This window comes from Luteolibacter sp., assembly GCF_039920825.1.
Classification (GTDB): Bacteria; Verrucomicrobiota; Verrucomicrobiia; order Verrucomicrobiales; family Akkermansiaceae; genus Luteolibacter.
This window is the reverse complement of the sequence record NZ_JBDSCX010000018.1, coordinates 156012-175853: the sequence shown is the minus strand read 5'-3', so window position 1 is coordinate 175853 and position 19842 is coordinate 156012. Positions and strand designations below refer to the sequence as shown.

Below are 19842 nucleotides of genomic sequence, written 5' to 3'. Positions count from 1 at the left end.
ATGGACTCCACCGGCGGAGGTCGGCATGGTGCATGAACTCAAAAGAGCAATTTATCAAAAACACCTCACCTTTCAAAACCATGAAACCAAAGAATTTCCACAAATCACGCGCTCTTCAAGGATTGGCGATCACGGCGGCGTTTGTCGCCACTCTCAGCCTGAGCGAAGCCAAAGGCAGGTCCGCGGACCTCGATGGCGACGGCATCGCGAATCGGGTCGATTCCGATGTGGACGGTGACGGCATCCCGAACGGCGCGGACCGGAATGTGGATGGCGGCGTCTGCCTTCGCGGACCGCACAAGGGCGAGTACGTGGGCGACCATTTGCCGAACGGTGATCCGAACGAGAAGGACATCGATGCGGATGGCTCCAAGGATGATTCCGAAACCGAACTCGATATCGACGGCGATGGCAAAAAGGATTCCGCCAAATTGGAAACCGACATCGATGGCGATGGTAAATCCGACGATTCCGCCAACGAGTCTGACATCGATGGCGACGCCCGCCTCGATTCGGTGGACGACGATGTCGATGGTGATGGATCTATCAATGGCGACGACGATGACGTGGACGGCGACAGTTCGATCAACGGTGACGACGACGATGTGGACGGGGACAACTCGGTCAATGGCGACGACGACGACGTGGATGGCGACGGGAAACACAACGGTTTCGACGACGACATCGATGGCGACGGTTCAGTGAACGGTGAAGACGATGACGAGGATGGAGACGGCAAGCACAACGGCCTCGACGACGATGTCGATGGCGATGGCACGCTTAATGGTTCCGACGACGATGTGGATGGGGACGGTTCGCTCAACGGCGACGATGACGACATCGACGGTGACGGAATAGACAACGACTCCGACGGCCACAAGAACCACGGCGGTGATGGCGGCGGTGGTGGTGGTGGTGGTGGTGGTGGTGGTGGTGGTGGTGGTGGTGGAGAAGACTGAGTTTGCGTCTGCTGTCGATTTCGCAGGCTAATTTCGGGTTCCGTGGCTCTTGCCTTGCAGGAGCCACGGCATTTCCCAAGATGGGCTTCCGCTTATGAAGCTCGATTTCAAACACCCGCTTATTCTGTTAGCGCTGGGCGCTGTGCTCGGTGGCGGAATCACGCAAACGGCCTGGCTGCTGAAACCGGCCCGGCAAACGGATCACTCCGATTTTCCGGAGCCCGAGGGTAAATCCAAGCGCCGGATGTCGGCATCTCGCCCGCCGTCTTCCAGTGCGACATCCTCCCGCGCGAACTCTTCCGGCACAGACCGCGCCGAAGCCAAGGCGCGTGAACTCGCTGGCGGCGATCCGCAAGCCGCGTGGAAGCAGTCGCTGGGAATGACGAATTTTTCCGAGCGCAAGGCCTTCGTCGTCGGGCTGATGGAGGAGTGGGCGCGCAAGGACCCGCAGGCCGCGCTGGAAATGGCGGGCACCTTGCCGGCTGGCGATCTGAAGCGGGAAGCGTTCAACGCGGCATTCACCGGTTGGGCCTCGCGTGATCCGGCGTCCGCGGCGAAATGGGCGGAAGGCAATTTGACCGGTCCGCTCGCGGGTGAATCCTACGGCGTGATCGCCAGCGAATGGGCGGCCAACGATCCCGCGGCGGCCGCAGCCTGGGTCGGCCGTTTGCCAAATGGAGTGCTGTCCGAAGGGGCGACCAGTTCGGTGATCAATGCCTGGGCGGCGCAGGATCCTCTCGCCGCTGCGAAATGGATCGACTCGCTGGGTGATGATGATCGCAAGACCACCGCGCTCGCCAGCTTGGCCACGGAATGGTGCATGCAGTCTCCCACCGACGCGGCAAAATGGGTGGATTCCCGGCTCGGCGGACCCGCCGCTGCGGAATTGACCGAGGCGCTCATCGGCACCTGGGGCTCGCAGGATCCGAAGGCCGCCGCCGATTGGGTGATGACCCTTCCTCCGGATCTTCAGGCGGATTCCGCCGCCACGTTGCTTTCCCTGTGGAGTGACAGCGAACCGAAGGTGGCCGCCGAGTGGGCCGCGCAATTTCCCGAAGGCGAGACGCGCAGCCAGGCCATCCCGGAAATCGCCTCCACCTGGGCCGGCACCGAGCCCGAGAACGCCCTTGCCTGGGCGATGGGCTTGGCGGAGTCCCCGGAAAAAAGCGAGGCGCTCGATGAAGTTGTTAGGTCGTGGACCTCGATTTCACCCGCCGATTTGAACGCCTGGGTGGAGCAGCAACCGCACGACGAGAATTCCGACCACCTGCGGACCGTCGCCGCCGAGTCGATGGTCGAATCCGAGCCACAGGACGCCCTCGCCATGGCCGCGAAAATTTCCGACCCCACCGTTCGCGACAAATCCCAAGCCCGTCTCCTGAAAATCTGGGCAAGACAGGACCCCGCCGCCGCCCGAGCCTGGGCCACGCAAGCCGGACTGCCTGTCCCATCTATCGGCCAGCCAAGGCCACCGGACCGGTGATGATCGGGTAGAAGGATGATTTTCCGACTCCGCTAGATGGGTAAGGGATCGATTGCCGAAAACTTTTCCCGGCGCGGAGTTTCATTTCGCTGTCCGGAGTTCAATCTTCAGATTGCCTCTTCATGAGCATCCACGAAACCGAACGACAATCGTGACCCATTCACCCCCGAACCCTCTGAAGTGGCTTTTCCCCATGCTTGCCTCGGCTAACCAGAACTGATATCGTCCGAGCGAGACAGAACACGCTGTTAGCGAAAAAAATGAATACCTATCAGGACTTCGAGATTATCCTCAGCGATCCAGAGACCGACCTACCGCATCTCCTTAAAGAGGCATGCTCACCACCGTGGACGTTCGACGAAGAAGGCTCAAAGAATGGAAGCTCCTTCAGCGGAAGCGAGACGTACCGATTTGTCTTCTCTGGGAATGCAGAATCGAAGCCTGCCTGGTTGGTTGTCGTTCGTCGTTCGCATGATACATTTTATGTCCCGAACCTTGGACCGGAGAAGTCTGGCAGCTTCTCTCACAACGAATACAATGCTGTTTTGCGCTCTTTTATCGTGAACGTTTTCGAGCGCATTCCGAATCACGAGGATTTTGCTTCTGTCCTCACCTCAGGCAATATGGACTTATCGATTGCGCTTGGGGATGAGGCTATTTTGCTGTTACGTGCGTTCTCCAGTATCGCAAACAAGAACGCGCTACATCCGAATGACCGAGAGCGATTTTACGATTTTGTAGGCTACATCCACCGTCAACAGATCGAGTTAGATGAAGAAACTTTTAAGCGATGGTTGGTTGAAGAAGATGGATGGTCAGACGAGCAGGCAAGCGAGATTCAGCATGATTTCACATTGTGCCAAGAGTTGCTGACAAGATATGACTCAATGCGCTAGCAAGGAGGCAAGATGCAGCCGATGACAACAAGCCTTTAAAATGAATTCGGACTTCCATCCTGCTGTGAATGGGTTCAGCCGTTGGTAGATACTGATGCAGCCTTCCCCCATCTACTCCATTCTGGATTGGTCCCTCAGGATCGCTTCTGGCACTGCGGTAATTTCTCTACCGTTTCTTATCGTGAATTGGATTTCATATATGAGGCGTATTCAGCAAGACCGGAGGATGGTGCCTGACTTTCTAAAAGCCCAGTTTCCCACAAAAAGTGTAGCAGCCTTTGCTATTTCGATTCTCGCGTGCATTTCAATTGCAGTGACGAGCCAGTCAATGACCCGGAATTCCGTAGAGCTGGTGCTCGCAAATCTTAACGACACGTTTCGAATCAGGATCGATGGGAGACAAGTTGAAGAAGCGGGCGAAATAATTGCGGGATTAAAGTCGCTATCCTCAGTTCAAGCCCATCACTCTCATCCCACCCACAAATTTTTAGTGGAAGCGACCGATGGGGAGGTCGATCTGAAATTGATTCTAGGACGTGATTCATCCCACCCGGATGAATACTGGGTCTTTGTTCCTGATCATTTTATCACTTCGAATAATGAGATAGGAAGAATTGTGTCATCTGCTTTCGATTCGTATTAAGAAGCCTTATGAAATGCGCTCTCCGTCGGCGATAATCCGCCAGATTGAATTCACGCTTCCATCCCGCCGCCGAATCCGCTACTTACGTTAGGGAATGATGAATCAATTCGACAAGATTTGCGCGGTCCTCGCGATACCCATCGGAATCGTCTTCATGTTCCTTGGGATCTTCGGTTTGTTTACCGGATCCAATGCCAATTTCACCCTGCCGCCGGTGATTGGTGCCTTGCCGTTCTTTTTGGGGTGGGCGATGTGCGTCACCCTCATCCGCTTTTGGCGGGCGACGAACCGGCTCGAAGAATCCGATCCCACCGATGGGAGGGAGGTCCGCAGCGTGTTGTTTCATGAGTTTATCGCCAGACATCCCGAGTTTGAAGGCGCTCATTCCCGACTGCAATGGAACGCCTTTCACAAGTGGCTGGATCACCGCAATGATCCGTAGAGCCGATATCTTGAATTGGGGTGTGATATGGTTGGCGGGTTGGCGGGAATTTGAATTTGTCTCCGCGTTTTCACAGGTGTCAGCATGATGTGTCCACTCGAGGGCAGCCTTTGAATTTCCCGGCCTCTGCTATTTTGAGGATTGCCGATTACTTCACGTTTGTTTACTTTTTCCGAAAGGGTGTGGGAAGCGTGATTCCGACACCCCAAGCTGGCTATTCACCCGAGCATCCGTGCCGAAATCCCTCAAAATTCTCATCGCCTGTGGTGGCACCGGCGGCCACCTTTTTCCCGGAATCGCCGTGGGCGAAGCGCTGCGCGCCCGTGGCCATGAAGTGATGCTGCTGATCTCGGAAAAGAAGGTCGATTCCGAAGCGTCCGCGAAATACAAGCATCTGACATTCAAGACGATGCCCGCCGTGGCTAAGCCGCCGACCCTGTCGCCGCGGATGCTGCCTTTCCTGTGGAAAATGTGGGGTTCGGTGCGGCATTGCAAGCAGGTGATCCGCGAGTTCAAGGCGGACGCGGTGCTGGGCATGGGGGGGTTCACCTCGCTGCCTCCGGTTTATGCAGGTCACAAGCTGGGGCTGAAGACGTTCATTCACGATTCGAACGCACGGCCGGGTCGGGCGAATGTGCTGACGAGCCGGTTTTGCACCCGGGTTTTCCTCGGACTGGAGCCGGCGAAGGCATTTTTTCCAAATCGGGAAACCGTGACCACGGGCACGCCGGTCCGGCCGGAAATCATGAATCTGCCATCGCTGGAAGATGCGGCGGCGTTGTTTGGGTTGGAAGTCGGCCGCCCGACCATTGTAGTCACTGGCGGGAGTCAGGGCGCGAAACGGCTGAACGAACTTTGCGCACAGGCTGCGGCGAGTTTGCCGCCGGAAACGCAGGTGCTGCACATCGCCGGCGCATTGGATTTTCAACGGGTTTCGGAAATCACCAAGGGCCGCGAGGGCTACAAGGTGCTGGGTTTCTGCGACCAGATGCCGTCGGCGTATGCGATCGCGGATCTGGTCATCGCGCGTTCCGGGGCGTCGAGCCTGACGGAAATCGCCATCGCGGGGCATCCATCGATTTTAGTGCCCTATCCCTACGCCGCGGACGATCATCAGACGCGGAACGCCGAGGTTTTCGATTCCGCCGGAGCCGGCAAGCTGGTCCAGGAGCGCGATCTCGATGCGGAAAAACTCGCCGCTTTGGCAACTTCGATCCTGCAAGACTTGCCAACTTACAAGCGCATGGCAAAAGCCGCGCACGCACTCGCCGTTCCGGACGCCGCGAACCGGGTGTGCGCCGCCATTGAAGCCACTCTCACTCCATCATGATCGAATTCAGCAAACGCCTCACCGACCGGAGCACCCCGCTCCAAATCCATCTCATCGGCGTGGCCGGGTCGGGCATGAGCGGGCTGGCGCTTCTGTTGTTAGGCATGGGTCATAAGGTCAGCGGATCCGACCGGGTCACCACGGCGGAAACCGAGCGGATGCAGGGAGTTGGCCTGAATTTCTCGTCGCCGCACACTGCCGCCGCCGTGAAAAAGGCGGACATCGTTGTCTATTCGTCGGCGATTAAATCGGACAATCCCGCCTACTCCGCCGCCAAGAAGGCGAAGATCCCGCTGTTGCGCCGGGCCGAGTGTCTGGCTGCGATTTTGCACACCAAGAAGGGCATCGTGATTTCCGGAACGCACGGGAAAACGACGACCTCCGCGATGACCGCCCACGTCCTGCGCGAGGCCGGACACAAGCCGAGCCACTACGTCGGCGCGGAAATCCCGATCCTCGGCGCGAACGCGAAATGGTCGGAAGACGGCGAATACATGGTCGCGGAAGGCGATGAAAGCGACGGCACGCTCGCACTCTATCGGCCGGAGCACGCGGTGATTCTCAACATCGAGGCGGAGCATTTGGATTTCTATCGGGACATCGATCATATCAAGGAGGTCTTCACGAAGCTCTCCGATCAGACGACCGGGAAACTCGTTTACTGCGCCGAGGACCCCGTGGCAAACGAGGTGTGCGCGGGCCGTGAAAACGCGGTTTCCTATGGTTGGGAAGACGCCGATTACACCGCGACGGACATCCGCGATCTTAAAGGTTCGTCGGCTTTTACGGTGAAGAAAAAAGGCGAGGTGTTAGGCGATGTCGAACTCGGCATTCCCGGAAACCACAACATCCTCAACGCGCTCGCCGCCATCGCGCTCGCCGATAGCTGCGGCGCGGAATTTACTCTTGTCGCCCGGGCGCTCGCAACCTTCGCCGGAGCCAAGCGCCGCTTTGAGACTAAATATCTATCAGCAGGCTATCGCATCATCGACGACTACGGCCATCACCCGTCCGAACTCGCCGCAACGTTGCAAACCGCGCGTTCCCTGAAGTCGAAACGGCTCATCGTCCTTTTCCAACCGCACCGTTATTCGCGGACGAAAGCGCTGGCCGACGATTTCGGAAAAGTCCTGCAAGCCGCCGACATGGTGTTCATCACCGACGTCTATGCGGCTTCGGAAAAGCCGATCAAAGGGATCTCGGGTCAGACGTTGGTCGATGCAATGAAGGCCAACGGCGACATTCCCGTCACCTATGTTCCCGATCTGGACACCGCCCACCATGCCATCGGCCACGCGCTCCAGGCAGGCGATTTGCTCATTACGCTTGGTGCTGGAAACGTCCACGAAGCCGGTACACGCATCGCTGCGGATTTGAAAATCCTCGAGGAAATGCGCGCGCTCATGCCGCCCGGCGAGATCGACGGAAAACTTTACGAACCGATGAGCCGACACACGACTTTGTTAGTCGGTGGGCCGGCGCAATACTGGCTGGAGCCGCACAGTTTCTACGGCTTCGCGTTTCTCGTTGATTACTGTCGCGAGCGCGGCATCCCTGTTCGCGTGGTTGGTCGTGGATCGAATTTGTTAGTCCGCGACGGCGGCATCCGCGGCGCGGTCATCCATCCGACCGGCGGGGTTTTCTCAGAAGTCACCGTCGGCACCCGCGGCGAGGTCACGGCCGGTGCCGGTGTCCGCCTCAAGAAGCTTGCGAGCGTTGCCGGCGGCAGCGGCATCGGCGGCTTCGAATGGATGGAAGGCATCCCCGGTAACGTCGGCGGCGCGCTGCGCATGAATGCCGGAGCGATGGGCATCGAAACTTTCGATCAGGTTGTTAGGGTTACTTTCCTCGACGAGGACGGCGTGATCCGCACCCGTGAGCGGGAGGAAATCGTGACCCAATACCGTAACGTCGCCGAGCTCCGCCGGAACTTCGCCTTGCAGGCCGTTTTCAAAGGCAAGAACGACACCACGGACAACATCAAGGAACGCTGGGACGCCTCGCGGGAAAAGCGCAAGACCTCGCAACCGATCGCCGCGTCCGCTGGCTGCACGTTCAAGAATCCGGAATTCATCCCTGCCGGACGCGTGATCGATTCTCTCGGTCTCAAAGGCAGCACCTGCGGCCACGCGGCGGTTTCCGAAGTCCACGGAAATTTCGTGGTCAACCAAGGCGGCGCCACCGCGCTGGAAATCCTCACCCTCATCGAGTTCATCCAGGAAAAAGCCCGCGATGAACGCAGTGTCGAACTCGAAACCGAAATCAAAATCCTCGGCGAGGACGAAGCGTCATTTTGAAATTCCCATCTTAAACTCCAAATCATAAACGAAGATGTTGAGCGGAAAAAAAATCGCAGTTTTGATGGGTGGCCCGGGTTCGGAACGCGCCGTTTCCCTCGCGTCCGGAAATGCGGTGCTCAAGGCTTTGTTAGAGCTCGGCCTTGATGCCGTGCCGGTTGACGTGACGACTACCGAGATCCAGCTGCCGGAAGGAATCGACCTCGCATTCAACGTGATCCACGGAACCTTTGGCGAGGACGGCCAGTTGCAGGATGCGATGGAAAAGCTGGGCGTGCCCTACACCGGAGCCGGTTCCGCCAGCAGCAAGCTGGCCATTAACAAGACACTCGCGAAGGAAAAGTTCCTCGCCGCCGGAGTTCCCACCGCCCGCTCGGAAACCGTTTCTCTCAGCCCCGGCGTGGTTCCCGCGCTCACACTTAAAGCGCCGCTGGTCATCAAGCCGCCGCTTGAAGGGTCCAGCGTCGGCATCCGGATCGTCAAGTCGCAGGACGAGGTCGCCGCCGCACTTTTGGAAGCTGCGGAAAAATACAGCGAGGTTCTCATCGAGGAATTCATCCAAGGCAAGGAACTCACCGTCGGCATTCTTGATGGCAAGGCGCTGCCAGTGGTCCAGATCACACCGCCCGATGGTGTCTATGACATGGCCAGCAAGTATCCGTGGCTGAGCGGCGCGAAAGGCAGCGAATATCAATGCCCGGCTGACCTCGATCTGGAAACCACCATGGCCGTGCAGGCCGCCGCCACCGCCGCACACCACTCGCTGGGTGTGGAAATTTATTCGCGGGTTGATGTCTTGCTGGATTCCAACAATCGTCCGTTCGTTCTCGAAGCCAACACGATTCCCGGCATGACGGAAACCAGCCTGCTGCCCAAGGCCGCCGCCGCCATTGGAATTTCCTTCCCCGAGCTGTGTAAAACCATCGCCGAGCTGTCACTCAAACTCCGCTCCTAACATGTCGAAACCACGGACCAGCAAATCCCGCCGCCGCTCGCGCTCCAAGGTGCTTGAGGTCCGCGTCATGTCGCCGCGCATCGCCTGGTTCAGCTTCCTCAGGTTCTCCGGCAGTCTCCTGAAATTCGGCTGTATCCTCGCCGTAATCACCGGCATCGGTTGGGGAGTCTGGCAGGGCATCCAGCACGCGTTTTACAAAAATCCCGATTTTCGCCTGCAAGTCATCGATCTGAATCCAAACCCGGCCATCGACGAAGCCGGTCTGGTGGACGCCGCGGGCATCGACCTGAACGCGAGCTTGTTTGACATCAATGTCAACGACCTGACGGTCAAACTCAACCATCTGCCGGAACTCTCAAGCGCCCGCGTGGAGCGTCATCTGCCCGGCACCCTGGTCGTTAGAGTCATTCCCCGCGCGCCGCAGGCATGGATTTCCTGTCCCGAAGCCGGCATCTCGGAAACCCGAAGCGTCGGTGCGATGCTGGTGGACAACGACGGCATCGCCTATCCGTGTCCCGCCCGCCAACTCGATTCCGCGCTTCAGCTGCCGCTGATCCATCTTCCGAATTCCGCGAAATTTCCCATCGCCGCAGGGCAGCCGATAGGCCATCCGGAGCTCAAACATTGTTTTCAATTGCTCAACGCCGCCCGCGAAATCGATCCGGATGCCGTTCACTGGATCGAGTCGGTGAAACAAGCCAACGACTGGTCGTTGTTGCTGGTCACGCATGACGGCACGGAAGCCACTTTCGGTATCGGCGATCACCCGCGGCAGATCCAGCGCCTCCGCGCCGCGATGGAACACGCCGGTGACGAAGGCTACGTCATCGGCACCATCAATCTCATTCCCAAGCACAACGTCCCGATCACGCTGCGGACGGAAAAGGCAGCTCCAAAGGCCGTCCCGGTTTCCGAACCGACTCCCGCCGACCTCCGCAAGGATCGCCGCACCCGCGATCTCAACAATCTTCTCAATCGCAACTGATCGCATTCCGCAATCCAACCTCATGGCACGTCGCACGAAAATTCACGTCGGACTCGAAATCGGCACCAGCAAGACTTGCATGGTCGTCGGTGAGGTGAAGGCCGACAGCGCCGTCAAGATCCTCGGCATCGGAGTCACCAAGACCGCTGGTGTTAGAAAAGGCGAGATCTGTGATTTCGCCCAGGCCCGCGCTTGTCTCAAGGACGCCCTCGCCAAGGCGGAGGACGCCAGCGATGTGGAAATCGGCAGCGTTTTCCTCGCCGTCACCGGATCCCATATCCAGGGCATCAACCACCGTGGCACCTATCGGCTTCCGGACGGTGAACCGACGGTCACTCCGGAACATGTCGAGGAAGCCCGCACCATCGCCCGCGAGGTCCACATCCCGCAGGACCACGTCTATCTGCACCCGATCATCCGCAGCTATTGGTTGGATGGACTGGAGCATTCCACCACCCCGGTCGGGCTTTTCGGAAAAACCGTGGAAGCGGATTTCCATGTGGTTCACGGCATCGGCACGCGCATCCAGAACAGCATCAAGCTGGTTCGGGAGATCCCGCTTGAAGTGGATGACATCGTTTTTTCACCCATCGCTACGGCGCAGATGGCGCTCGACCGCGAGCAACGCGAACGCGGAGCACTCGTCATCGACATCGGCGGCGGCACCACCGACTACGCGCTCTATCTGAATGGTGCGATCGCCGCATCCGGCTGCATTCCTGTCGGCGGCGACCACGTCACGAACGACATCCACCTCGTCACCGGCCTGCCATTTTCCAAAGCGGATCGCCTGAAAATCCTCGAAGGCGACGCCTCGGCGGATCCCGCGCGCTCGGTCGGCATCGCCAAGCTAACGGATGACCGCGGTTTCGCCGAAGTCGAGGTTGGCAGGAGCATTCTCAACGAGATCATCCGCCAGCGTCTCGAGGAAACCCTCAAGCTGGTTCGCGCGCGCCTGCCCGCTGGCGCTGTCGAGGCCATCGGAGCCGGTGTCTTTCTAACCGGAGGCACCAGCCTCATGCGCGGCTTCAGCGAACTCGCCTTCGATGTCTTCGGTCGCGACATCTATCGCCCCGAACCGCCGGAAATCAGCGGCGTGCAGGCGAGTTTCAAAGACCCTCACTACGCCACCGCCATCGGCTTGATCCGCTACGCCCAGATTCTCGAAACCGAGCGCGAGTCGCCGCCCGGTGTCCTCGGAAAAATCGGCCGCATGTTCTGGCCGTTTGGAAAATAACACTTGGGAACATCGAACATCGAACGCCCAACATCGAACATCGAAATGGAAGACGAACCGAAGAACACTTATGATCTGGAGGACCGTCTTTTGAATTTCGGGGTGCGGATCATCGTGTTGACCCGTTCGCTGACCGGAGATTGCGCGGAGCGGCATATCGGGAATCAGTTGCTTCGCTCGGGCACCGCCCCGCTGTCCCACCATGGCGAGGCGCAAGCCGCTGAATCGCCTGCTGACTTCATTCACAAACTACGCCTCTCCCTCAAGGAGCTTCGCGAGACGGAGCGTTGGCTCAAGCTTATCAATCGGGCGCAAATCGTCCCGAAATCTGAAAAACTCGCTCCTCTTCTCGACGAGACCGATCAACTTATCCGCATCTTCGTCACCAGTATTTCAACCGCAGAAAAACGTCGCAATTCCTGAATCTAACTTCGACGTCCAATGTAGGGCGTTCGATGTTCAATGTTCAAACTCTTCCCAATCCCATGATCCCTTACACTCGCGATCCCCAACAGACCATCCCCACTTCCGCCGTGAAAATCATCGGTCTCGGCGGCGCCGGTGCCAACATGCTCGAGCGGATCGCGCTCGACGGCATGGAAGGCGCGGAGTTGTTGGCGCTGAATACCGACGTCCGGACGCTCGCCTCGTGCGTCGCCCGTGAGAAAATCCAGCTTGGCGTGAACCTCACCAAGGGCCTCGGTGCCGGAGGCGATCCCGAACTCGGCCATCAAGCGATGCTCGAATCCGAAGACCAGATCCGGGCCTCGATCAAAGGTCGCCGGATCGTTTTCCTCTGCACCGGCCTTGGCGGCGGCACCGGTTCCGGCGCATCGCCCATCGTCACCCGCATCGCCCGTGAGGAAGGCGCGTTTGTCGTGGTTTTCGCGACCATGCCGTTCGCTTTCGAAGGCAAGCGCCGCCGCGAACAAGCGGAAACGGCTCTCAACGAACTGGCCGTTCTATCAAACGCCCTCGTCACTTTCGACAACAACCGGATGGGAGAACTCGTCCTTGCCAAACAAGGCATCCACGAGGCGTTCGCCGCGGCGGACCACATGATTTGCGAGTCGATCAAGGCGGTCATCCGCCTTGTGATCCGGCCGGGCCTGATCAACGTCGGCCTCGACGATCTCATGAGCGCGTTGCGCACGAACCGTTCGCGCTGCCTCTTCGGATCCGGTATCGCTGAAGGCAAGGACCGTGCTTCGAAGGCCCTGAAAAACGCATTGAACAGCCCGCTGCTCGATCAAGGCGCTTTGCTAAAGGACGCGCAAACGGTTCTTGTTCATCTATCAGGCGGCGAGGATCTGACGCTGTTTGAAATCGAGCTGCTGATGCAGCGCCTGCAGAAATTCGTGCCTGACAAGGCGCACGTCCTTTTCGGCGCAGCCGTCGATCCGGCGATGGGTGATTCCCTGTCGATCACATTGATCAGCGCGCTTCCCGAGGATTCTCTGGCCATGGCCCCGCGCGAATCGCTTAGCCATCGCTCGCCGGAAAATCCGATTCTCGATCCCAGCCAGGGCTTCACCAGTCCGCCGGTGAGGATCGCGGATTTCGTTTCCAAGCGGGAAGAGGAACCCGAGCCGGAGCCCGTCGCGGTCAAGCCGGTGGCGGTTAAGATTCCCGAGCCGTTCCGCGCGCCCGAGCCGCCTCCTCGTCCCGAACCGGTTGCCGAACCAGCACCGGTTTCTCCACTTTCGAAATTCCGCAAGGCTGCGACTAACATCGCCGCCGCCGCGGTGCCTTCGCTCTTTGACAACGAGCGCCCGTTCGCCGAGCCGGATTACGCGGCCAAACCGAAGGTCGAGGACACGCCCGAATCGGAGCTGGATGCCTTCACTTTCACCGAGGTGACCCCGCCCGCGCCTGTCGTTGAACCCGAACCGGAAGTGGAAGTGGAAATTCCCGTCGTTGCGGAAGCGCCTCAAGAAGAAGTGTTCTATAATTCCGCGGACGAACCTGATCCCGAGCCGATTGAAGAATTCGAATCCGATGAACCCGCCCGCCAGCCGGGCAGTTTCACTCCTGGTCCGAAAAGAAGACCTTCTCTAACCGCACCGTGGGGCAAGACGAAGAATACCGAGTTTCCGGAAGACATTCCCGACGAGGAGCCGGTAGCGGAAGAAGCCCGGGCCTTCGAACCCGAAGCAGTGGCTGCCGCCGCTTCGACGGCCGAACATCCGAAACTCAAACTCGGCGTCAAACCTTCCGGCTCCCAAAGCGAACTCGGCCTCGACTCCGCGCCACGCGGCCGCTTCGAAGGCGAAACTCCGAATGTATTCGACGGCGAGGACCTCGACCTCCCTCCATTCCTGCGGAAGAAGAAATAACATCCGCATGAGCGATTTGAAAAAATTCGAAATCCCCGGTCATGTCACCCTCGCCGATGGAAACGGCGGGCTTTCCAAGCTCCTGATAGAAACCGAATGGAGCACCGCCGAGATCTATCTGCATGGAGCCCATGTCACCCATTTCCAGAAAAAGGGCGAGGCACCGTTGTTGTTCCTGAGCGAGGCCAGCGAGTTCCATGCCGAGAAGCCGATCCGCGGTGGCATCCCGATCATTTTCCCGTGGTTCGGTCCGCGCGAGGGATTGCCGTCCCATGGTTTCGCGCGCAACGTCGAGTGGGATATCAAGGAAACAACGCAACTCGCCGATGGAGCGGTTAGGATCTGTCTCCGGATGCCTGCCGTTGAGTTTCACGATGTCGAATACATCGTCACGGTGGGTGACACCCTGGCACTGGAATTGTTAGTCGGAAACACCGGCGAAAAGGAGGCATCGTTCGAAACCTGCCTGCACACGTATTTCCAGATCGGTTCGATCGATGACGTCTCCATCACGGGTCTCAAGGACACCGGCTATTTCGACAAGGTGAAAGAGACAGGCGCATTGGAAACCGCCTCCGCCATCCGCATTGAGGGCGAGGTGGACCGCGTTTATTTCGACACCACCGCTGCCGTCGAAATCATCGACACCAAAATCGGCCGAAAGATCCGCATCGAGAAATCCGGCTCCGCTTCAACCGTGGTGTGGAATCCGTGGATCGCGAAATCCAAGGCCATGGCCGACTTCGGCGATGATGAGTATTTGCAGATGCTCTGCGTGGAATCAGGCAACGTGACGAAGAACAAAATCATCCTCCCACCGGGCGAGTGTGCGGTGCTGAAGGTGGAAGTAAGCAGTGTGGAGCTGGCATGAAACCGGAGACGGGATCGTGCGCCCTTCATCGAAATTTCATCATGCCGTGATCGCCAGCGACCCGGGATTTTCCTAAAATATACCTGTGTCGTACCCTTCCGAACCTTTGATCCACTGATGTCCGCCAAAGCCACTTGGAAAGTCAGCGCCGCCGTGATGGCGAGCCGGGTGCTCGGACTCGCACGGGAAATGATGTTCACCACCATTTTCGGCGCGACGGATTTGTTAGGATCCTTCCAGCTCGCGTTCCGCATCCCGAACCTGCTGCGTGACCTGTTCGCGGAGGGAGCGCTTTCGCAGGCGTTCGTCACCACGTTTTCAAAAAGACTGAAGTCCGAGGGCGACGAGTCGGCGTGGGCGCTGGCGAACAAGATGATGACGCTGGCCACGGTTTTCATGAGCCTGATCACGGTCGTTGGAATTCTAGCGGCTCCCTGGCTGGTGGATCTGCTCACCATGTTGGCGCGTGATGGCACCAACGACCGCGCTCTCGGTCCGGATCAAATCGCCCTAACGGTGACTATGGTGCGGGTGATGTATCCTTTCATCCTGCTGGTCTCGCTGGCGGCGCTGGTGATGGGAATGTTGAATGCGAAGAACGTCTTCGGCATGCCCGCGCTGTCGTCGTGCTTCTTCAATCTTGGCTCGATGATCGGCGGCGCGGCGATCGGTTACTGGATGGATCCAAAATGGGGACCTCAGAGCCTGATAGGATTTTCCATCGGTGTGGTGATCGGCGGGCTGGCGCAGTTGGTCTGCCAGTTTCCCGCGCTGCGGACGACGGGTTATCGCTTTGCCATGGATTTCAACTGGCGGGATTCCGGCGTCCGGCAGATTTTGCGCCTGATGGGTCCCGCGGTGATTTCATCCTCGGTGGTGCAGGTGAACGTGGTGGTGAATTCGATGTTCGCAGCGGGGATCAGTCTTGCGGCTGTTAGCTGGCTGAACTGCGCGTTCCGGCTGATGCAGTTGCCGATCGGAATCTTCGGCGTGGCGGTGGCGACGGTGACCTTGCCCGCGCTTTCACGGGCGGCCATCGGCGGCATTTCACCGGAGTTTTCACCGACGCTGGCGAAGGGATTGCGGCTGGTGGCGTTCCTCGTAATTCCATCGACCATCGGCCTGGCGGTTTTGGCGGAGCCGATCATCAGCGTGATTTATGAACATGGAAAATTCACCGCGCTGCAACGCGAACAAACCGCGCTGGCACTCCGGGCCTATGGTTACGGGCTGGTCTTCTACGCGGCGCTCAAGGTTCTGCAACCGGCGTTCTACGCCATCGACAAACGCTGGTTTCCGATGCTGGTCAGCTTCCTCGCGCTGGGACTCAACCTCGGGTTCAACTATCTGTTCGTGTATGTCTTCAAATGGGGCCACGAGTCTCTCGCGCTGACCACGAGCATCACCGCTTCGGTGAATTTTCTGCTGCTCTATCTCGCAATGCGGAAATTTTCGGGTGATCCAGGAACTGTGCCACTGCTCGTGATGTTAGGGAAACTGTTGATCGCGGGGGGGCTGATGGCGGCTGTCTGCATGCTGGCCAACCACTACCTTTTCGCGGATCTGGCCCACACGAAAATCTGGCTGAAGATCATTCTGCTGAGTGCGACAATGGGTGCCGCATCGTTGGTCTACTTCATCTCGGCGCAGGCGCTCAGGGTGGCGGAAGCCGGCGAAGCGCTCGGGATGATCACCCGCAAACTCCGCCGTTGAGCGGGAATCGTGCGATTTTCACGGTAAAAACCCGGAACGGACCGCGTATCCGACCGGGACCATGCGCCGACTTTCCTGTCATTTTCTGCTCGGCCTGACCGGAGCGCTCTCCGCGCAGGACGGGCCGCAGACAGGGGACAAGATTTATGCGCGACACTGTGCGTCGTGCCATGGCGAAAAGGGCGAGGGCGTGGAGGACGAAGTGGACGAGCCATTGCAGGGGAACCGCGCGCTGGCATCGCTTGCCCGCTACATCGACAAGCGGATGCCGGACGACGACCCTGATGTGCTGAATGCCGAAGAATCCAAGCTCGTCTCGGACTATATCTACGGCGCGTTTTACTCACCGGAAGCCCGGGCAAAAAATTCGCCACCGCCGAAGGCCGCGTTCGCCCGGCTGACGAACCGCCAGTTCCGCGAATCGGCCGCCGATCTGCTAGGGAGTTTCGGGAAAACCATGCCGGCCGGAGAAGGCCGCGGCCTGAAAGCGCAGTATTTTCAATCCGAGGGGATGAACAAGAAGGCCCGCAAGGTTTTGGATCGCGAGGACCCGCGCATCGAATTTGATTTCGGTGAAGGTCCGCCCGCCGCCGACATCAGCACGGACCAGTTTTCCATCGCATGGGATGGTTCGCTGATCGCGCCGGCGACGGGCTGGTATGAGTTCAGGGTCCGGACACCGAACGGGGCGCGGCTCTATCTGAATGGCGATCGCCAGGACGGCGATGGCAACCAGCGTGACGACAGCGGAGCAAAGCGCCAGGTCGCGTTGATCGACGCCTGGGTCAGTTCCGGAGAGGAGATCCGCGAAACGACCGCGCGGGTGTTTTTGTTAGGCGGTCGGAACTACCCGATGCGGTTCGACTATTTCAAATATAAGGACAAGCGCGGCATGGTCAGCTTGGAGTGGAAAATGCCGCGCGGAGAATGGTCGGTGATTTCCGCGCCCTATCTTTCGCCTGCCGGGGCGGCCCATGTCGCGGTGACCGGCACGACGTTTCCCGCGGACGATGCAAGCGAGGGCTATGAACGCGGCACCGGGATTTCGAAGGATTGGCACGAGGCCACGACGACCGCGGCCATCGAGGTCGCAAACCAGGTCGTCGGCCGGTTGCGCCAGCTCAGCGGCGTGAAGGACGATGCTCCGGATCGGGCGGAGCTCTTGAAGCAATTCATCGCCACAATGGCCGAGCGGGCTTTCCGCCGTCCGCTGACTGCGGAACTGCGGCAGCTTTATGTCGAGCACCCGTTCAGTGGCGACCTCGCTCCGGACCAAGCGGTGAAACGCGCCGTCATCCTGATTTTGAAATCGCCGCGCTTTCTCTATCCGGACCTTGCTTCGTTGAAGGACGACTTCACCGTTGCCAGCCGCCTGTCGCTCGGTTTGTGGGATTCTCTGCCGGATCAAAAGCTGTTGGAACTGGCGAAGGCGGGACAGCTCCGCACGCAGGAACAAGTGAAGGCCCAGGCGCAACGCATGGCCGCCGATCCGCGGGCAAAGGCGAAACTCAATGAATTTTTCCAACGCTGGCTGAAGCTCGATGTCGAGAGCGACATCAATAAGGATCCGGCCGCATTCCCCGGATTTGATGCCGCATTGGTCGCGGATTTGCGACGTTCGCTGGAGCTCTTTGTCGAGCGTGTTGTGTGGAGTGAGAAATCGGATTACCGCGAACTGATCGAAGCCGACTACCTCCTGTTCAACGACCGGCTCGCGAACTACTACGGCGTTCCCGTCCCCGAAGGCGGCGGGTTCCGGCCCGTTAAATTCGATCCGGCGCAGCGTGCGGGAGTGCTCACTCATCCGTATCTGCTAGCCCGGCTTTCCCACCACAACATCACCTCGCCGATCCAGCGCGGGGTCTTCCTCACCCGCAACGTGCTCGGCGGATTCCTCAAGCCGCCGCCGGAAGCGATCGTCTTCGACGACCACAAGTTCGACGCGAAGATGAGCATGCGCGAGAAGGTTGCTGAAATGACCCGCAACAGCTCTTGCATGACCTGCCACGAAACGATCAATCCGCTTGGATTCTCGCTTGAAAACTTCGATCCCGTCGGCCGCTTCCGCACGACCGATGGAGGCAAGCCGATCAATCCGGTCTCCGATTTTCTAACCGACGATGGCGAGACGGTCCATCTGGCCGGGCCGCGCGATGTCGCCGCGCATGCGGTAAAGTCCGACGCCGCGCGCCAAGGATTCATCCGTCAGGTTTTTCAATACACGATCAAACAGAACCCGGCCGTTTACGGTTACGACACGATTCGCAAGCTTGATGAGGCGTTCATCGCATCCGGTTGCAACGTCCGGAACCTTCTCTCTGAAATCAACACCACCGCCGCACTCCACGGCATTCCCGCTCCTGAACAGGCAAGCCGATGAACATCACCACCCGCCGCCAGTTTCTCCGCCAGCTCGGCCTATCAGCCGCCGCGTTGCCATTTCTTCCCGTGCTGCCGTCGCTCGCACAAAACTTGCCGGACGCGAAAATGCAGCGCATTATTTTCCTGTTCACGCCTAACGGAACAGTTCCGCCGGAGTTCTGGCCGGATGAAACAGGTCCGGATTTCAAACTGAAGCGCATCCTCGCTCCGCTGGAACCTTTCAAAAGCCGCCTGATGACACTCAAGGGCGTCTGCAACAAGATCCGCGGTGACGGCGATGGCCACATGCGCGGCATCAGCTGCCTGCTCACCGCCGACGAACTCCTGCCCGGCAACATCCAGGGCGGTAGCGACAAGCCGGCGGGCTGGGCGCGCAATATTTCCATCGACCAAGAAATCAAAAATTTCCTCCAGGCCCGCAAGGAAACCGCGACCCGCTTTGGTTCGTTAGAAATCGGCGTGGCGGTGCCCAACCGTGCCGACCCGTGGACCCGCGAATCCTACGCCGGACCTAACCAACCGCTCGCTCCGGCCAGTGATCCCTATGCGCTTTTTGAAAAACTCTACGGCAGCATGAAGGACCGAGAAAATCTCGGCAGCGTGCTGGATGAGGTCAGCGACGATCTGCGAACCATCGCCTCGAAGGTGGATCGCGAGGAAAAGGAACTCCTCGACCAACACGCCACCTTCGTCCGCGAGATGGAAAAGGATCTTCAAAGCGCCGGCACCGCGAACCTGATGTTTCCGCCACCCGCGCTCGAACAGGGCGTCGCGCTCGACAACGAAGGCATTCCGAAGATCAGCACGATGCAGGCGGATTTGTTAGTGAATGCCTTCGCCAACGGCATGGCCCGCGTCGCCACGCTGCAATACACCAACAGCGTCGGCCAGGCCCGCATGCGCTGGCTGGACGTCCAAGACGACCACCACCATCTTTCCCACGAACCCGACAACAATGCGGACGCCCAGGAGAAGCTGGTGAAAATCAACATCTGGCTTTGCGAACAATTCGCCTACCTCGCCCGCAAACTGGAGAGCATTCCCGAACCCGGCGGCCAAGGCACAATGTTGGACAACACCACCATCGTTTGGACTAACGAGCTCGGCAAAGGCAACAGCCACAGTCTCGACAACATTCCTTTCGTCGTTCTCGGCGGCGGGCTCGGTTTCAAGACGGGTCAGGCGATGCAGTTTGAGAACGTCGCGCATAACCGGCTGTGGCTTTCCATCGCCCACGCGTTCGGCCACCACATCCCGGTGTTCGGCCAACAGAAATTCTGCGAGGGCGGCGCGCTGGCGCTTTCGTGAAAAAC

At 59.0% G+C, this 19842-nt stretch carries 16 protein-coding genes; all 16 read left to right on the top strand.

Going from position 1 to position 19842, the window contains the following annotated elements; translation table 11 throughout:
- Positions 1–80 precede the first annotated feature (80 nt).
- Entirely contained in the window at positions 81–959 is an 879-nt protein-coding gene (locus ABIQ96_RS04960; protein ID WP_348213450.1) for a hypothetical protein, read from the top strand.
- Positions 960–1053: 94 nt separating this feature from the next.
- The gene (locus ABIQ96_RS04955) at positions 1054–2442 is read left to right on the top strand and encodes a hypothetical protein (protein ID WP_348213449.1); all 1389 of its coding nucleotides are present in this window, start codon (positions 1054–1056) and stop codon (positions 2440–2442) included.
- Between the two features lie 260 nt (positions 2443–2702).
- On the top strand, positions 2703–3338 hold the full coding sequence (locus tag ABIQ96_RS04950; protein WP_348213448.1) for a hypothetical protein: 636 nt from the start codon (positions 2703–2705) through the stop codon (positions 3336–3338).
- A gap of 181 nt (positions 3339–3519) precedes the next feature.
- Positions 3520–3981, top strand: coding sequence for a hypothetical protein (locus ABIQ96_RS04945; protein WP_348213447.1), 462 nt, complete (start codon positions 3520–3522; stop codon positions 3979–3981).
- A 94-nt stretch (positions 3982–4075) separates the two neighbouring features.
- Positions 4076–4423 carry a hypothetical protein gene (locus tag ABIQ96_RS04940; RefSeq protein ID WP_348213446.1) on the top strand — a complete coding sequence of 116 codons (348 nt, stop codon included), beginning with the start codon at positions 4076–4078 and terminating at the stop codon, positions 4421–4423.
- Positions 4424–4655: 232 nt separating this feature from the next.
- A complete protein-coding gene (gene murG, locus ABIQ96_RS04935) occupies positions 4656–5753 on the top strand; it encodes an undecaprenyldiphospho-muramoylpentapeptide beta-N-acetylglucosaminyltransferase (RefSeq protein ID WP_348213445.1) in 1098 nt (365 codons plus the stop codon).
- Positions 5750–8050 carry a UDP-N-acetylmuramate--L-alanine ligase gene (gene murC, locus ABIQ96_RS04930; protein WP_348213444.1) on the top strand — a complete coding sequence of 767 codons (2301 nt, stop codon included), beginning with the start codon at positions 5750–5752 and terminating at the stop codon, positions 8048–8050. The genes murG and murC overlap by 4 nt, the downstream gene beginning before the upstream one ends.
- 34 nt (positions 8051–8084) lie before the next feature.
- Positions 8085–9005, top strand: coding sequence for a D-alanine--D-alanine ligase (locus ABIQ96_RS04925; protein ID WP_348213443.1), 921 nt, complete (start codon positions 8085–8087; stop codon positions 9003–9005).
- A gap of 1 nt (position 9006) precedes the next feature.
- Positions 9007–9990: an FtsQ-type POTRA domain-containing protein gene (locus ABIQ96_RS04920; RefSeq protein ID WP_348213442.1), complete on the top strand. Its 984-nt coding sequence runs from the start codon at positions 9007–9009 to the stop codon at positions 9988–9990.
- Between the two features lie 22 nt (positions 9991–10012).
- Positions 10013–11227, top strand: coding sequence for a cell division protein FtsA (gene ftsA / locus ABIQ96_RS04915; protein WP_348213441.1), 1215 nt, complete (start codon positions 10013–10015; stop codon positions 11225–11227).
- 45 nt (positions 11228–11272) lie between these two features.
- Entirely contained in the window at positions 11273–11650 is a 378-nt protein-coding gene (locus ABIQ96_RS04910) for a four helix bundle protein (RefSeq protein WP_348213440.1), read from the top strand.
- A 62-nt stretch (positions 11651–11712) separates the two neighbouring features.
- A complete protein-coding gene (locus tag ABIQ96_RS04905; protein WP_348213439.1) occupies positions 11713–13563 on the top strand; it encodes a cell division protein FtsZ in 1851 nt (616 codons plus the stop codon).
- 7 nt (positions 13564–13570) lie between these two features.
- Entirely contained in the window at positions 13571–14434 is an 864-nt protein-coding gene (locus ABIQ96_RS04900) for a D-hexose-6-phosphate mutarotase (RefSeq protein ID WP_348213438.1), read from the top strand.
- A 117-nt stretch (positions 14435–14551) separates the two neighbouring features.
- A complete protein-coding gene (gene murJ, locus ABIQ96_RS04895; protein WP_348213437.1) occupies positions 14552–16147 on the top strand; it encodes a murein biosynthesis integral membrane protein MurJ in 1596 nt (531 codons plus the stop codon).
- Between the two features lie 61 nt (positions 16148–16208).
- Positions 16209–18527, top strand: coding sequence for a DUF1592 domain-containing protein (locus ABIQ96_RS04890; RefSeq protein ID WP_348213436.1), 2319 nt, complete (start codon positions 16209–16211; stop codon positions 18525–18527).
- Positions 18524–19837 (top strand): DUF1552 domain-containing protein, encoded by a 1314-nt coding sequence (locus ABIQ96_RS04885; RefSeq protein WP_348213435.1) that lies wholly within the window; start codon positions 18524–18526, stop codon positions 19835–19837. The genes ABIQ96_RS04890 and ABIQ96_RS04885 overlap by 4 nt, the downstream gene beginning before the upstream one ends.
- Positions 19838–19842: the final 5 nt, after the last annotated feature.

Bases quoted from the DNA above. Each gene is read 5' to 3' on its own strand.
- ABIQ96_RS04960 (WP_348213450.1), top strand. From the start codon at position 81: ATGAAACCAAAGAATTTCCACAAATCACGCGCTCTTCAAGGATTGGCG.
- ABIQ96_RS04955 (WP_348213449.1), top strand. From the start codon at position 1,054: ATGAAGCTCGATTTCAAACACCCGCTTATTCTGTTAGCGCTGGGCGCT.
- ABIQ96_RS04950 (WP_348213448.1), top strand. From the start codon at position 2,703: ATGAATACCTATCAGGACTTCGAGATTATCCTCAGCGATCCAGAGACC.
- ABIQ96_RS04940 (WP_348213446.1), top strand. From the start codon at position 4,076: ATGATGAATCAATTCGACAAGATTTGCGCGGTCCTCGCGATACCCATC.
- murC (WP_348213444.1), top strand. From the start codon at position 5,750: ATGATCGAATTCAGCAAACGCCTCACCGACCGGAGCACCCCGCTCCAA.
- ABIQ96_RS04925 (WP_348213443.1), top strand. From the start codon at position 8,085: ATGTTGAGCGGAAAAAAAATCGCAGTTTTGATGGGTGGCCCGGGTTCG.
- ABIQ96_RS04920 (WP_348213442.1), top strand. From the start codon at position 9,007: ATGTCGAAACCACGGACCAGCAAATCCCGCCGCCGCTCGCGCTCCAAG.
- ftsA (WP_348213441.1), top strand. From the start codon at position 10,013: ATGGCACGTCGCACGAAAATTCACGTCGGACTCGAAATCGGCACCAGC.
- ABIQ96_RS04910 (WP_348213440.1), top strand. From the start codon at position 11,273: ATGGAAGACGAACCGAAGAACACTTATGATCTGGAGGACCGTCTTTTG.
- ABIQ96_RS04905 (WP_348213439.1), top strand. From the start codon at position 11,713: ATGATCCCTTACACTCGCGATCCCCAACAGACCATCCCCACTTCCGCC.
- ABIQ96_RS04900 (WP_348213438.1), top strand. From the start codon at position 13,571: ATGAGCGATTTGAAAAAATTCGAAATCCCCGGTCATGTCACCCTCGCC.
- murJ (WP_348213437.1), top strand. From the start codon at position 14,552: ATGTCCGCCAAAGCCACTTGGAAAGTCAGCGCCGCCGTGATGGCGAGC.
- ABIQ96_RS04890 (WP_348213436.1), top strand. From the start codon at position 16,209: ATGCGCCGACTTTCCTGTCATTTTCTGCTCGGCCTGACCGGAGCGCTC.
- ABIQ96_RS04885 (WP_348213435.1), top strand. From the start codon at position 18,524: ATGAACATCACCACCCGCCGCCAGTTTCTCCGCCAGCTCGGCCTATCA.